Source organism: Mycoplasma hafezii (assembly GCF_049942695.1).
Classification (GTDB): domain Bacteria; phylum Bacillota_I; class Bacilli_A; order Mycoplasmatales; family Metamycoplasmataceae; genus Mycoplasmopsis; species Mycoplasmopsis hafezii.
Genome location: NZ_CP187940.1, coordinates 705,717 through 721,279, shown reverse-complemented (window position 1 = coordinate 721,279; position 15,563 = coordinate 705,717). Strand labels below are relative to the sequence as shown.

Annotated in this window: 13 protein-coding genes; all 13 read left to right on the top strand. The window is 30.3% G+C overall.

Going from position 1 to position 15,563, the window contains the following annotated elements; all coding sequences use genetic code 4:
* Positions 1 to 32 precede the first annotated feature (32 nt).
* Complete coding sequence (locus ACPYPZ_RS02740; protein WP_426461048.1) at positions 33 to 482, top strand: hypothetical protein; 450 nt, start codon at positions 33 to 35, stop codon at positions 480 to 482.
* 15 nt (positions 483 to 497) lie between these two features.
* Positions 498 to 3,143: a hypothetical protein gene (locus tag ACPYPZ_RS02735; RefSeq protein ID WP_426461047.1), complete on the top strand. Its 2,646-nt coding sequence runs from the start codon at positions 498 to 500 to the stop codon at positions 3,141 to 3,143.
* Positions 3,144 to 3,145: 2 nt separating this feature from the next.
* Positions 3,146 to 3,658 carry a hypothetical protein gene (locus tag ACPYPZ_RS02730; RefSeq protein WP_426461046.1) on the top strand — a complete coding sequence of 171 codons (513 nt, stop codon included), beginning with the start codon at positions 3,146 to 3,148 and terminating at the stop codon, positions 3,656 to 3,658.
* Between the two features lie 3 nt (positions 3,659 to 3,661).
* A complete protein-coding gene (locus tag ACPYPZ_RS02725) occupies positions 3,662 to 6,715 on the top strand; it encodes an ABC transporter permease subunit (protein ID WP_426461045.1) in 3,054 nt (1,017 codons plus the stop codon).
* A gap of 2 nt (positions 6,716 to 6,717) precedes the next feature.
* Positions 6,718 to 7,665: a sugar ABC transporter permease gene (locus ACPYPZ_RS02720; protein WP_426461044.1), complete on the top strand. Its 948-nt coding sequence runs from the start codon at positions 6,718 to 6,720 to the stop codon at positions 7,663 to 7,665.
* Between the two features lie 6 nt (positions 7,666 to 7,671).
* Positions 7,672 to 8,889: an ABC transporter ATP-binding protein gene (locus ACPYPZ_RS02715; protein WP_426461043.1), complete on the top strand. Its 1,218-nt coding sequence runs from the start codon at positions 7,672 to 7,674 to the stop codon at positions 8,887 to 8,889.
* Positions 8,889 to 9,587 (top strand): hypothetical protein, encoded by a 699-nt coding sequence (locus ACPYPZ_RS02710; RefSeq protein WP_426461042.1) that lies wholly within the window; start codon positions 8,889 to 8,891, stop codon positions 9,585 to 9,587. Before ACPYPZ_RS02715 ends, ACPYPZ_RS02710 begins: the two co-directional genes overlap by 1 nt.
* 107 nt (positions 9,588 to 9,694) lie before the next feature.
* Positions 9,695 to 10,297 (top strand): Holliday junction branch migration protein RuvA, encoded by a 603-nt coding sequence (gene ruvA / locus ACPYPZ_RS02705; RefSeq protein ID WP_426461041.1) that lies wholly within the window; start codon positions 9,695 to 9,697, stop codon positions 10,295 to 10,297.
* Positions 10,290 to 11,255 carry a Holliday junction branch migration DNA helicase RuvB gene (ruvB, locus tag ACPYPZ_RS02700; RefSeq protein WP_426461040.1) on the top strand — a complete coding sequence of 322 codons (966 nt, stop codon included), beginning with the start codon at positions 10,290 to 10,292 and terminating at the stop codon, positions 11,253 to 11,255. Before ruvA ends, ruvB begins: the two co-directional genes overlap by 8 nt.
* Positions 11,256 to 11,376: 121 nt before the next feature.
* Entirely contained in the window at positions 11,377 to 12,561 is a 1,185-nt protein-coding gene (locus tag ACPYPZ_RS02695) for a phosphoglycerate kinase (RefSeq protein ID WP_426461039.1), read from the top strand.
* Between the two features lie 263 nt (positions 12,562 to 12,824).
* A complete protein-coding gene (deoD, locus tag ACPYPZ_RS02690; protein ID WP_426461038.1) occupies positions 12,825 to 13,529 on the top strand; it encodes a purine-nucleoside phosphorylase in 705 nt (234 codons plus the stop codon).
* Between the two features lie 2 nt (positions 13,530 to 13,531).
* Complete coding sequence (locus tag ACPYPZ_RS02685) at positions 13,532 to 14,827, top strand: pyrimidine-nucleoside phosphorylase (protein WP_426461037.1); 1,296 nt, start codon at positions 13,532 to 13,534, stop codon at positions 14,825 to 14,827.
* An 11-nt stretch (positions 14,828 to 14,838) separates the two neighbouring features.
* On the top strand, positions 14,839 to 15,501 hold the full coding sequence (gene deoC, locus ACPYPZ_RS02680; RefSeq protein WP_426461036.1) for a deoxyribose-phosphate aldolase: 663 nt from the start codon (positions 14,839 to 14,841) through the stop codon (positions 15,499 to 15,501).
* The last annotated feature ends 62 nt before the right edge of the window (positions 15,502 to 15,563 follow it).

The following is a 15,563-nucleotide window of genomic DNA, read 5'->3' as shown; positions in this document are numbered from 1 at the left end:
CTTTATAAAAAAATAAAATTTAGATAGGAATTATGAAGAAAATAACAATAAAAAAAATTCCATTAAAGACAAAAATTCGCTGAATTTTTCTAGGAAAATGGCCGTTAGAACGTAAAAGATTACCAAAAATTCAAGAATATTTATATATGACATTCAACAATATTGTTGTGTTAATCTTATTAGCAATTTCAATTTACTTATTAACAAGTATTAATTTTGATGAAAAACGCTCTTTTTGAGTAGTTTTAATTGATTTACTCAAAGAAAATGTGCTATTTAAGATTATTCTAACAGCCCTTTTGACCACTTATTTAGTGAATTTAATTTTAATAGTTCATACATATTACATATTATCGAAAACAGAAATTAATAAATGAATTCCAATTGTAGGAACTTTTTTTGCATTTACTTATTTATTAGCACCAATTACTATTATTTTATTTGCTGGTGCTTACGCAAAAAATGAAATCGCTTTCGAATAATTTTAGGAGATTAAAATGACTAAGAATAAGAAACTTCTTCGTGCAGCTTTAGTTACTAGTGCAGCACTTGTACCAGTAGTAGCTCTTTCAGCAGGTTGCCACCGTCGTAGAGGAACAGGAACAGAAACTAGTGGAACAGGTAGTTCAACAGGTTCAAACGATACTCAAAAACAACCAGAATACAAAGAAGTTGAATCAACAAACGCATTCTTTACACCAGACCGTAAGTATGCTAACGAAGATGGATTAATTTACTCATATTTAGATAAAGATATCAAACCAGCTCTTGCATCAAATCCATCAGATCAAGAAAAAACTATTGTTCTTACAGTTGATGGTCCACAAGAAAAAATGTACCACAATGCTATTTACCTTTTTATGCAAACTGAATCATTTAAAAAAGGTTACAGAATTTATTTAGTGCAACAAGGTGCATTTGATGCAATTAACAAAATTGCTACAGTTGGAGCTGCAGATTACTCACAAGTTGCTGACTTAATTTATGCACCATCTGATAGAGTTACAGACTTAGCTCAAGCAGGTGTAACAATGGATATCAGAGCATTTGATCCAAAAATTATTTCAGAACTTAATAATGCATACCACTGGACACCAGCTGAAAAAGAACAAATTTTATCTTACGGAACTTACTATGGTCTTTTAGATAACAACCTTGTTTCAAAATTCGTTACAATTAGACACAACCAAGAAGGTATTGTTCTTGCTTCTAACATGGATGAAACAGAAACAAGAAAAGATCTTTTAAGTTCAGAAGATGCTACATTATACGACATTGTTAAAAATGGTAATGGTTTATTATATACACAAAACTACTGATATGGTAATGGTATTTTAGGTGGTTACTTTGAAAAATTACTTGAAACCACAAAAATTGAAGATCGTAGAGCTAACAGTGTAGCAAGATTAATGAACCTTACATTATACGGAACAGGTACAGGAGCAGCTTCTGGTTGAACATTAGATGATGCATACAAACAATACTACCAACCAGCTATTGCAATCCAATCAAGACTTGTTTACCCAATTTATAATGCTGTATACCAAATGTCAGATGCTGAATACGCTAAATCACCTTGAGGATTAAAAGGAATTGACCAAGGTGCACTTAAAGTAGCACTTGGTTTTGATTGAGGTGCTGTTACAAACAACTTATATGCATGATTCGGAACAAACAAAATGCACTACACAACTCTTGGTACATGAGAACTTCAAAACGCATTTAAAAATGGTAATGTTAAATCAGTCTTTGCAGTTCCAAAAACATATCAAAACAATCCATACTTACAAGCTCCTGGATCATGAGGATATGTATACAACGTAAGAAACGCTAAAGCTTCAGAAGATAGAAAAGCAGCTCTTAGAGATTTATTATTAGCTATTTATTCACCAGAAGCTTCACAAGCATACTTCAAAGATGATACAAAAGTACCATACGTACAATTTACACAAGATGCTCTTAAAGCAAACATTGATGCTACAGAAGTAGCTGAAAATGCTGAAAGCCTTGCATTTGCTCAAGGGTTAGGATATCAAGGATTAAAAGACTTCAAAGAAGCATTTAACAAAGTTGGAACAACTTTATCTGAAATTGAAAGTAAATTCGTTGGTGATACTTGATACACAGAAGCTAATAACCCTGAAAAATTCTCAGGTGCTAAAGCATTATTTGAATTATCAAGCGAACAAGCTGAAACACTTCCAAAAGATGAAGTCATATACTTAAACTCACAACTTAAAGATTCTTTAGGACTTCAAAACGCTTTAATTGATATGTTCTCAGTTGAACCAGCTACACCAGCAGAATTAACTAAAGGTACAGAAGCTTGAAAACTTAACAAAGAACTTCTTAAACCAGAATTCTATACAGAAGCAGATGGCAAAGTAACATACAACGAAGCATTACAACCACTTGTTGATGGTAATGCACTTCACCTTAGAAAAATTGAAAAAGCAGTTTGAGGTGTTGATGGTGATAGTAAAGATGAATTTATGAATACATTAGCAGCTATGACTGTAAAATTATTCGATCCAGCAACAAGAACAGCTGCTGAAGCTGAATTAAACAAATTCGTTAGTGATTTATCAGCTAAAGGATATGAATTTATTTCTAAATATGCTAATAAACCAGCTTCAAAAGAAGTGTTTGAAAAAGCATTTGTAGCACACTTAGCTGCTTACTTAAACAACGCTTTAAGACAATCATTAGCAACATACGTATTAAACAACATCGCATTCAAAAAAGCTGATGGAGCAAACTCACAATACAAATTATCTGAAATTGGTGCAATTGTTGATAAATTATTAAAAACATCAATTACTAAGAAAGTATTCAACGTAGTTACATCACACAAATCACTTGAAGATGGTGGACTTGGAAAATTCGTAACCCAAGCTGAACGTCCAGGGGTATCAAACCCACAATATGGTGTTGTGTGAGAAGCATGAAACGAAAAAACATTTGGAAATACAACACTTTATTCAACAATTGCAGCAAATGAAGGGAAAAATAAAGATCTTACAGAAGAACAATTTGCTCAAATTATGGCTCAAAAATTAAGTGACCAAATGACTTTAAGATTAAAAACAATCAATGCTTCTGGTAGTGCATTATTAATTAACTGAACTCAAAACAGTAAATAATTTTGTATCAAAAATTTAAAACACATTTAGATAAATATCAATTTTATGGTTTTACCATACTAGCAGCTTTATTAACTCTAGCTTTAATAGTTTGAATTTTAGAACTATTTACTGTTGGTACAGGTGCAGAGTTTTTAAAAGCAAACGGAATTGATGTTAATAACTTAAAAGAAGAAGGTAATAAGACTACGAAGATAATGACGAGTTTTGTCTTGTCATATATTGGTAATAGTCTTATTATTATCTTTTTTGTGATTTATGTATGACTAGCAGCACGGAAGATTAAAGTTGGATATTGTTTCTTCATAATTTGAACTGTCTTATTTATTGCTCTAGCCTCAATGCCATTTATTCATGGGAGTGCTGGACAACACCCAATTCAATTAGCCATAGGTATCATTATTGCGATACTTTCATCATTAATTAGCGTAGGTTTAATTGCTTCGACAGTTAAATACTATCGCGATAAACAACTACACAAATATGAGTGAATTAAAATTCACAAAGGAAAATAAAAGATGGAAAAGTTAAAACTGTATAACTGATACGGTGAAACTTTTGATGCTAAGCTACCTGAAAGTAGCAACAATCTTAAAGCGTATAAACATCAAGTTGATAATGTTTTTACCAGATTAACTCAAAACATTAAAACACGTAATGAGATTGAAAAAGAATTGTTTTTAAGAGCAAAACAAAAGATTAATGATAATCTAAAACGTGAATTAAACTCACACAAAGTTGCTTATAAAAACAAAATTAAAGTTTATAAAGATTCGATTACTAAACTTAAATTTGCAGACAATATTGTTTCACTACTTAAATTTGAATTAACTAAATTAGAAGAAGAAAAATCATTAAATAAAAAATATATTAAGGATTTTATTATTTCACTTGAAAACTCAGCTGATGAATATGAGTTTAAAGTCGATAGCATTCAACAATTACAAGTTAAATCAAATCAAACAGAATTAGAAATTTTTAAAAAATATGCTTTATACCACACTTTATATCTTTACCTAAAAGCATATCAAGTTGAAGGTATGAATGATTTTGATTGAACTAAAATCAAAGATAAACTTGCTGAATTTGAAATTAATGTTTTATCAAAATCTAAAAACCCTAATCAATTATTAAAAGACATCTACGATAACTTAGAACAAAGAAGACAAAATTTACTTAGACAAAAAGAAACTTTACTAAGTAAATACAAAGCAATCGCACCATTACAAAAAGAAATTTATAAAAAAGAAAGAAAGAACATCATTTTACAAGCTCAACGTAGAATTGTGGAACTTGAAAATGAATATAACTTAAAAACTCAAGAAGCACAAATTAAAGCAGATGAATATAAACAAGAAGCTTTAGCTAAAATTCAAGCTCACAAAGAACAAATTTTAGCAACTGAAAAACATAACAAAGAAGTTACTGCAAAAGTTTTAGCAGCAGCTAAAAAACGTAGAAGCGAACTTAAACAAGAATATCCAAAATATTTAAATATTCAAGTGCAAAAATTATTAGTTCGTAACAAACGTGATTTCCTTTCATTTGTTACTAAAGAAAAAATTGTTGATTCAAATCAAAAATCATTTTTAGCTTTAACTAACGAACAGTTAGATCAAGAAATTCTTGCACTCGAACAACAAGCAATTAACAATCAAACAATTACAAAATACAACATGGCAAAAGATTTATTTTTTAAATCTTCAAATATTTCTGAAATTGCTAAAGAAGCAAAATTAATTAGTAAATCAGTTTATGCAAAAGCTCTAGCAGAAACTTATAAAGCTTATAGTTATGAATATGAATATAAACTCGAAGAAGCAACTGCTTATCGTGAATATTTCATTGATAACTATAAAACTAGAATTAAATTCTTACACGAAAAAATTACTGCTAACTTAGAATTATTAGAATTAAAACTTAATAATGCAGCTGATGCAGAAAAAACTAGTGCAAACCGTAATTTTGCCAAAATTAACCAAGAATACAGCAAACAAATTGAACAACTTAAAGCTAGAGTTAAATCAAAAGAAATTTCAGATCAAGCGTTTAAAAACAAGAAAAACGAATTTGAAATTTTAAGACGTGAAAAAATTAATGAAGTTAAATTGCAATCAACTATTCTTAAAAACAAAGAAATTTTAAACAGTTCTGATCAACGTAAAAGAGCAGAGAAGAAAGTTAATAAGAAAATTTTTGAAAGTAAGATTAACGAAGCAGTTAAATCAATCCCAGTAGAGACAAATAAAAATCTTAAAATTTGAGCTCCACTCTTAGGGTTCTTAGTTCCAGGATTACCTGAAATTATTTGATTTAGACAAAACATTAAAGGAACTTTAATGTTAATCCTAACTGCTTTCTTATGATTAACTATTATTCCATTTAGTTTAGGATGATATGGATATCCAAGTTCAAATGGTATTTTTGGACTTTGAGATTTAGGGGCAGACGCCTTCCAAGATTTTGGTATTAAAGTCGACTCAAGACTTTGATTATTTGTTGGGGTCTTATCGGTTTTATTCCTTACCTTAACTATTATTTATTCTTGTGTCGCCGCCATTGGTGCACGAAGAGTCGCAATTTCGTTATACCAAGGATCTCGTCCAAGTAAATGAAGTCACACCAAACGCTGATTAAATACCTCAGGATTCCCTTGATTAATCTCCTTATTTGGTTGACTACTTATGTTATTCGTGGTTATTTCACCAGTCTTAACATCAATCTTATTATCATTTACTAACTATGGATATATGCACGAAGCTCCTCAAAAACCTTTTGATTGAGTTGGACTTGAACAATGAGGAAAATGATGAGCCTTTAGAGAAGTTGATTTACTCGGTTCAATTGGAAACGTATTTGGTTGAACAATTATTTGAACAATCTGTTCAACCTTTTTCCCAATTGCTCTAGGGATTTTAATTGCTATTTTAGCAAACAACCCAAGAGTTAAAGGACGTAAATTCTTTAGAATTGTATTCATTATTCCATGAGCAGTTCCTGCTTTCGTAACACTTAGCTTTATTAAGAATATGTTCGCACCAGGAGATGCTGGATTTATTAACTACATTTTAGCTCAATTATTTGGACTAAAAGCACGTTCATGACTTACTGAAATTGGAACAACTAGAATTTTAGTTATTATTGTTCAAACTTGAATTGGTTATGCTTACATCTTTATGCTCGTTACTGGAACACTTCAATCTGTACCAAAAGACATTTATGAAGCTGGTTCAGTAGATGGAGCAAAAAGTAAACACTTATTTATTTACTTAACGATGCCGACATTATTAATTTCAATTGCTCCGATGTTAATTGGACAATTTGTCGCAGCCTTTAACAACTTCACCACAATTTCTATCTTCACAGGTGGTGGACCTGCATTCCCTTATGCAACAGTCTTTGGTGAAGGATCAACAGATATTATTATTTCATGAGTTTATAAACTTACAACAGGTTCATTCAAGATCGAAGGTAACCAAGCCTTTGCGGCAGCTCTTATTACACTTGCATCACTTGTTAGTGTGGCATTTGCAGCCCGTGGATTCATTAAATCAATGTCAAGGAGAGATTAAAAATGTTTAAGAAAAAAAGTTTTTATGATTTTTCTTTTAATGATTTAAAAATTAAAAAAGAAAGACTCCAACCTAAAAGAATTAAATTTAATGAATCTGATACTAAACCAATGACTGGACCTGAAATGGTTGGATTATTCTTTAACTACATAATTTTAATTGCTTGATCATTAGTTATTCTATTTCCGATTGTTTCATTAATTATTGCTTCATTCAACACATCTAACCCACGTTATGTTTCTGTTGTGCCATTTCACTTTGGATTTGATAACTTAACTTATTTATTTACTTCAAGCTATAGTTACTTTTTAGTTTGATACGGTAACACAATTGCAATTGCATTATTTACAGCCTTTTTTGCAACAATTGCAGTTGCGTTTAACGCTTATGCATACTCACGTTTTAAATTCGCTGGATCAAGACACTCGTTAACAATTATTATGATGATTCAAATGATTCCTGCTACGGCATCATTAATCGTTTTATATATGATTGTTAGAATGGGTGGAGAAATCAAAATACCACCACAAATTATGTTAATCGTAATTTATACTGGTGGAGCTATTGCTGGAAACACCTTTATGGTTAAAAGTTATTTAGATACTGTTAGTTCAGAACTTGATGATTCAGCCAAAGTCGATGGTTGTGGTAACTGAAAATTATTCTTTAGAATTCTTTTACCAGTTATTAAACCTGCTTTAATTATGGTTGCTTTATGATCATTCTTAATTCCGTTTACAGATGTTATTCTACCTCAATTCGTTTTAGCTTCTGATGAAGTTAAAACTCTTGCTGTTGGTTTACAAAAATTCTTAAACAACCAACAAGATATTCAAGCTGGTGCTTACACAATGGGAACATTGTTAGCTTCTATTCCAGCCTTTGCGTTATTTATGTATCTCCAAAGATTTATCATTGGCGGATTAAGTGATGGAGCCGTGAAAGGATAGTTTATTATGTTTAAAAACAAGAAAAAAGAAGAACAAATCGTTGAAAATTTAGATGTAGAAGTAATTGATGGATTTGAGACCTTAGACCTTGATAAAATGATTTCAGAGGTTGGAGAATTTACCCAAACCACTCAAGGTGCTCACATTCAATTAGTTAATATTTCTAAAAAATATGAAGGGAACGATAAATATACCCTTAAAGACATCAACCTTGAAATTAAACCAGGAACATTCTGTATCTTTTTAGGCCCATCAGGTTGTGGAAAAACAACTTTACTTAGAATGATTGCTGGACTTAACTCAATTACTAAAGGTGACTTATTATTCAACTCAAAAAGATATAATAACTTACTTCCTAGTGAAAGAAATATTGCGATGGTATTCCAATCATACGCACTTTATCCACATATGAACGTTTACAACAATATTTCATTTGGATTAAAAATTGCTAAAGAACGTAAAGATATTATTGATAGACGTGTTAAAGACGTTGCTAAAATTTTAAGAATTGATGAGTACTTATACCGTAAACCAAGAGACCTTTCAGGGGGACAACGTCAATGTGTTGCAATCGGACGTGCGATTGCTCGTAAACCACTTGTTTTCTTAATGGATGAACCTCTTTCAAACCTTGATGCTAAACTTCGTGAAAGCATGCGTAGAGAAATTGTTAATATTCACCGTATGCTTAACACCACAAGTATTTACGTTACACACGACCAACTAGAAGCGATGACAATGGGAAATCAAATTGTTGTCTTTAATGATGGACACATTCAACAAAACGGAACAGGGAGAGAACTTTACTTTAAACCTGCTAACATTTTCGTTGCTAAATTCATTGGTTCACCAACTATGAATACTTTTGATGCAGTTTTTAAAAACGGAAAAATTGTTTCTGAAGATGGTGTTGTAACAATTCCTGTGCAAGATCAAGAAACTTTAGCTAAGTTACAAGAAAACCAAAAATTAGTAATTGGATTTAGAAGTGAAGATATTAAAATCTTTGAAGAAAATCATCCAAGTGGAACCAAAGGGAAAATTGCTAATATCGAGTTAATCGGTAAGGATCAGTTGGTAGCTGTTAAAGTTAGCAAAGATATTGAGTTTATAGTTAATGCTCCTAACAGTGTTGAGTATGAACTTTATTCATTTGTTAATTTAGAATTTGTTGAATCAAGAATTCATATTTTTGATAAAGAAACTACATTAAGAGTTAACTAATGTACAAGTTTTCAAAACACTCTACCAACTATCGAACCAGAAAAATATTATTAATAATTAGTATTCTTTTATTATTAATTATTTTAGGTCTTTTAATTTTTCAAGTCTTTTATTTCCTCGAAACTATCGAAATAGATAAAGAGGAATTTCAACCTTACATTAAAGATGTTCGTTGAAAACCAGGTGTAGTTACTGAAGAACAAAAATGAGCACAAATTTCACCTGCATATGCAGAATATAATTTATTCTTCTTCTTAAATTCTTCAGCAATTGCTTCAACTGTAATTTCAATTGTACTTATGAGCATTGTGTTAGTACTTTTACTTAAAAATAAATACAATGGTGATAAGTTTTATCCTTGAATTTTTACATTTGTTACATTATTATTTATCTTCATTTTCTTTGAAAACTCAGTTAAACCAGTAGATACTACTTATTCAACATTTAAATGAGAAGAAAAAGGTAGTCAATTACAAGAAATTGAAATCAAACACGTAATTAATTCTGCTGATTATACTCAAACATACTTTGCAATGTTTTTTGCATTTGTTGTTTTAGTATTAGCAATTATTTCTAAGAAAAAATATGGATTTTTAACTAAATCAATTTACTTTAGTAGAAAATTCAAAAACGTTGATAAATTAAAACAAGAAGTAGTTGCAATTGAAGAACAACCTATGGTAAGACAAAATAAATAATTTAATTAAATTTGACAGCAATTTATTTTGCTGTCTTTTTTTGTCCAATTTTAGTAAAGCTACAATAAAAATTTATTTATTCAATGTGATACAAACAAGGAGAAAATATGGTTTTATATAAAATTGGTGAAATAGTTTATAAAAATAAATCTAATTTAATTTTAGAAAGTGGAGGTACTGGGTATATCGTTAATGTTCCTAACGATGCTCGCTTTGAAGTGGGCCAAAAATTAAAAATTTATTTATATGAATATAAGACTGAATACTTAACAAATACTTATGGATTTAAAGACTTTAAAGAAAGATTGCTATTTATTGATTTAATTGGAATAGATAAAATTGGTCCAAGAATTGCTCTTAATATTTTAGATGTTGGTTGAGAAACGGTAGCTCAATATATTGCAACAGAAAATTGAGTAGAATTATCACACTTTAATTTTGTGAGTGAAAAAACAGCAAAATTAATTTGTGTGGAACTCAAAAACAAGTGAGCCAAATTATGTAGCAATATTAATAAAAAAGACATTCCAAATAATTCAATTAGTAAATTTAAGGAGTTAAGCAAAACATTAGCAACTTTAGGATTTAAAAAACATCAAATCGATTTAGCTTTAAGCAAAGTCCAAGAAACAAATGATTTAGATGCAATGGTAGAAGAGTCAATTCAAATCATTGCTAGTAGCAACCAAGTAAGCCCAGCTAATGCCTAATAAAAATTTACGGCCACAAACATTTAAAGATTTTGTTGGTCAAAGTAAATTAATTCAGACATTAAAGGCAATGATTAAAAGTGCTCAAATTAAACAACAACCAGTATCACATATTTTGTTATATGGTTCACCAGGAACTGGAAAGACAACTCTCGCAACAATTATTGCGAATGAAACTAAAAGTAAAATACATTATGTGCAAGGTTCTAATATTGAAAAGAAAGCAGATTTAATTAATGTTTTATCGGTGATTAATGAAAATGATATTGTTTTTATTGATGAAATTCATAGTGTAAATAAAAATGTTGTTGAATTTCTCTATGGAGCAATGGAAGAATTTGTGTTTGATTTAATTATTGGGGTAGAAGAAAACGCTAAAGCAATGAGGATGAAAATTAAACCATTTACATTAATTGGTGCTACCACAAAAATTAATTTAATAGCTCAACCACTAAAAGAACGTTTTGGATATTTAGCTAGAATAGTTAATTATAATGAAAGCGATATTGAAAGAATATTAGATTTATCAGCGAAGAAAATGAATTTAAGTTTAACTGATGAATTAAAACATAAGATAGCAAGTTACTCTAGATATATTCCAAGACTGGCAAATAATCTTTTAGAAAGAATTCAAGATTTTGCACTCGCACAAAATGATGGTGTTATTGACAATAAAATTGTTGATAAAACATTTAAGGCATTAGATCTATATGAATATGGTTTATTAAAAGACCATATAGAATATTTGCAAATTTTATACCACGGATTTAATTATAAATATGCTTCATTAGACACCATTTCAGGATTAGTACTTCATTCTAAAGAAACAATTATGAATGAAATTGAACCTGTTTTACTTTATTTAAAATTAATTGATAAAACATCACGTGGACGTAAGATAACTAAAAAAGGAATTGAGTACTTATACAAACATAGACTAATTAAAAAAGAACAATAAACTACCTTTTAACGAATATGTTTGTTTTATAGACGTAAAAAACAGAAAACACTTCTGTTTTTTATTACGTTTTTTATTATAATTACATTAATTAATGTCACAGTAATAATTAAGGAGAATTATGAAAAAAACAATTAATGACTTAAACTTAAAAGGTAAAAAAGTTTTAGTTAGAGTTGACTTTAACGTTCCAGTTAAAAATGGTGTTATTACATCAACAAAAAGAATCTCTGCTGCTTTACCAACAATTCAAAAAATTGTTAAAGAAGGTGGAAAAGCTATTTTATTCTCACACTTAGGAAGAGTTAAATCAGAAGAAGATTTAGCAAGCAAAAACTTACAACCAGTTGCAGTTGAATTAGCAAGACAATTAAACCAACCAGTTAAATTTGTTTCAGAAACAAGAGGTGCTAAATTAGAAGAAGCAATCAACGAAATGAAACCTGGTGATGTTTTATTAGTTCAAAACACACGTTATGAAGACTTAAACTCAAAAGCTGAAAGTAAAAATAACGAAGAACTTGGTAAATACTGAGCTAAACTTGGTGATGTGTTTGTTAACGATGCTTTCGGAACAGCACACCGTGCACACGCTTCAAACGTTGGTATTGCATCAAACGTTGCTGAAAGTGCATTAGGATACTTAATGGAAAAAGAAGTTTCATCATTAGAAAAAGCTATCAAAAACCCAGAACATCCATATGTTGCTATTATTGGTGGAGCTAAAGTTTCAGATAAAATCCAAGTACTTGAAAACCTTGTAAAAATCGCAGATAAAATGATTATCGGTGGTGGAATGGCTTATACATTCTTAAAAGCTCAAGGACACAAAGTTGGAAACTCATTAGTTGAAAACGATTACTTAGATTTAGCTAAAAACTTCCTTGAAAAATACGGAGATAAAGTTATCTTACCAGTAGACCACGCATGTGCTAAAGAATTTGCTGATGTTGAACCACAAATTTTTGAAGGAGACATTCAAGACGGATACATGGGACTTGACTTAGGACCTAAATCTATTATTGAATTCCAAAAAGCTCTTGAAGGTGCTAAAACAGTTGTTTGAAACGGACCTATGGGAGTTACAGAATTTGAACACTACAAAGATGGAACACTTGCAGTATGTAAAGCTATCGCTGAACTTAAAGGTTGCTACTCTGTAGTTGGTGGTGGTGACTCAGTTGCTGCTGTTGAAAAATTAGGTATGGAAGACAAATTCTCACACGTATCAACAGGTGGAGGAGCAAGCTTAGAATTATTACAAGGACTTGAATTACCTGGTGTAACTTCAGTTCAAGATAAATAATTCAGTTACCTATAATATAATGATCAATTCACATTAGTGGATTGATTTTTTTATTTTAACTTTTTAAATAGTTAATTTACTAATGATTTTAGGTGTAATTTGCCACAAAGCTGGAAAAATATGGAAATTATTCATAAAAATCGTGCAATTATTACCAAAAAAATAAATAGTAATATGAAAATGCTAAAATATTAACGACTAGCAATAAATAATAGTCCATTTTTTTATTAAAAAATATAATAACAAATTAAATCGGAGGAAAAATGACACCACATATACAGGCGAAAAAAGGTGAAATCGCTAAAACAGTTATTATGCCAGGAGATCCACTTAGAGCAAAATTTATTGCTGAAACATTTTTAGATCCAGGGTACAAACTTGTTAACTCAGTTAGAAATATGTTTATGTTTACTGGAACATACAAAGGAAGACCAATTACAGTCGCAGCTAGCGGAATGGGTTGTCCTTCAATCGGAATTTATTCATACGAATTATTTAAATTTTACGATGTAGATAGAATCGTTCGTATCGGTTCAATGGGTTCATATAAAGCAGATTTAGGTTTATATGAAGTTGTTCTTGCAACTGAAGCATATGCAGATTCAGATGTTTTCAGAAGAATTGCTTTAGGAAAAGACGGGAATGTTGCTAAACCAAGTGAAAAACTTAACGATGAAATTCGTGGAATTGCTAAAGAATTAAACATCGAATTAAACGAAGGTAGAGTTCACTCTTCAGATGTTTTCTACTCAGTTATTCCTGTAGAAGAAAGAATCGCAACAACACAAAGTCTTGGTGTTGAAATGGAATCATACGCTTTATTTACAAATGCTGAAGTTACAGGAAAAGAAGCTGCTTGTTTACTTACAGTAAGCGATAACATCATTACACACGAAGAAACATCAGCTGAAGAACGTCAACTTGCATTTACAAAAATGATGGAGATTGCTTTAAATTTAGCTAAATAATTATGAGAGTAGTAGATTTAATCGAAAAAAAACGTTTAAATAAAGAATTAACAAATGAAGAAATTAAATTCTTAATTACTTCATATGTAGAAGGAAAAACACCTGACTATCAAATGAGTGCATTTTTAATGGCTGTTATGTTTAACGGAATGTCAGCAAGAGAAATTGCTACAATGACAAAATATATGATGCATTCAGGTGATGTTATTGATTTAAGTGCTATTCCAGGTATCAAAGTTGATAAACACTCTACAGGTGGAATTGGTGATAAAACTACACTTGCTGTTGCTCCAATTGTAGCAGCTTGTGGTGCACCAGTTGCAAAAATGAGTGGTAGAGGGCTTGGACACACAGGTGGTACAATTGATAAACTAGAATCTATTCCAGGATTTACTGTTGAATTAACAGAAGAACAATTTATTGAACAAGTTAAAGAACACAAAATTGCAGTTATCGGACAAAGTGCTAAATTAGTACCTGCTGATAAAAAACTTTATGCTTTAAGAGATGTTACAAGTACAGTTGAATCTATTCCATTAATTGCATCAAGCATCATGTCTAAAAAATTAGCAACAGGGTCAAATGCTATTTTATTAGATGTTAAATGTGGAAATGGTGCATTTATGAAAAACCTTGAATCAGCTAGAGACTTAGCAAGAACAATGATTAGCATTGGTAAAGAACTTAATGTTGATGTTCGTGCTGAAATTACTAATATGTCTAGACCAATTGGTAGAGAAATCGGTAATAAAAATGAAGTGCTAGAAGCTATCGCTACACTTAAAGGACAAGGTCCTGCTGATTTTAATGAATTAGTATTTTCATCTTGTGCAACAATTTTGGAACAAGCTAAAATTACTGATTCACATGAGAAAGCAATGGAAATGGTTCAAGAAGTAATTAACAACGGTAAAGCATTAGAAAAATTCTACGAATTTGTTAAAGTACAAAACGGTGATGTCGAAGCACTTAAATCTGCAACTTTCTGAAATCCTAAACACAAATTAGAAGTTAAAGCTGAAAAAGAAGGATATTTAGAAATTTTTGATGCTTTAACTTTTGGACTTGTATCAATGAAACTTGGTGCAGGTAGAAAAACAAAAGAAGACTCAATTGATTTTGAGGCTGGAATTACTTTAAATAAAAAGACTAACGAAGAAGTTAAAGTTGGTGATACATTATTTACACTTTATTCATCAAACCCAATTGATACAGAACTTGTTAATGAATTAAAAGAAGGATATAGAATTAATTCAGAACAAGTTGAAAACAAAATCATTTTAGATAAATTAAAATAGGAAGTTAAAATATGAATTACAACAAAATGATCGATCACACATATTTAAAACCAGAAGCAACAACTAAAGAACTTGATAAATTAGTTGATGAAGCTAAAAAATATGGTTTCAAAACAGTATGTGTTAACTCTTCATGAGTAAAATATGTTGCTGATAAACTTAAAGGAACAGACATTGGAATTACTAGTGTTGTTGGTTTCCCTTTAGGAGCAATGATTACTCAAGCTAAAGCACATGAAGCAAAATTAGCTATTGAACACGGTGCTGACGAAATTGATATGGTAATCAACATTGGACGTTTTAAACAAGGTGATTACGAATATGTTTTAAATGACATTAAAAAAGTTAAAGAAGCTTGTGGAAAACACATTTTAAAAGTTATTATCGAAACAGCTTTACTTACAACAGAAGAAATTAAAAAAGCTACAGAAATCGTTATGAAATCAGGAGCTGAATTTATTAAAACATCAACAGGGTTTTCATACCGTGGTGCAACACTTGATGATGTTAAAATTATGAAAAGTGTTTGTGGAGATAGTTTATTAATTAAAGCTGCTGGTGGAATTAGCAACATGGATGACTTAGTTGCAATGTACGAAGCTGGTGCATCTCGTTTTGGAACATCTCGTTCAGTTGCAATTGTTGAAGGTAAAGATTCAAAAGGTGGATATTAATCCACACAAAAAAACTCCGTTTGGAGTTTTTCTTTTTACATATTTTTTTAATATATATAATA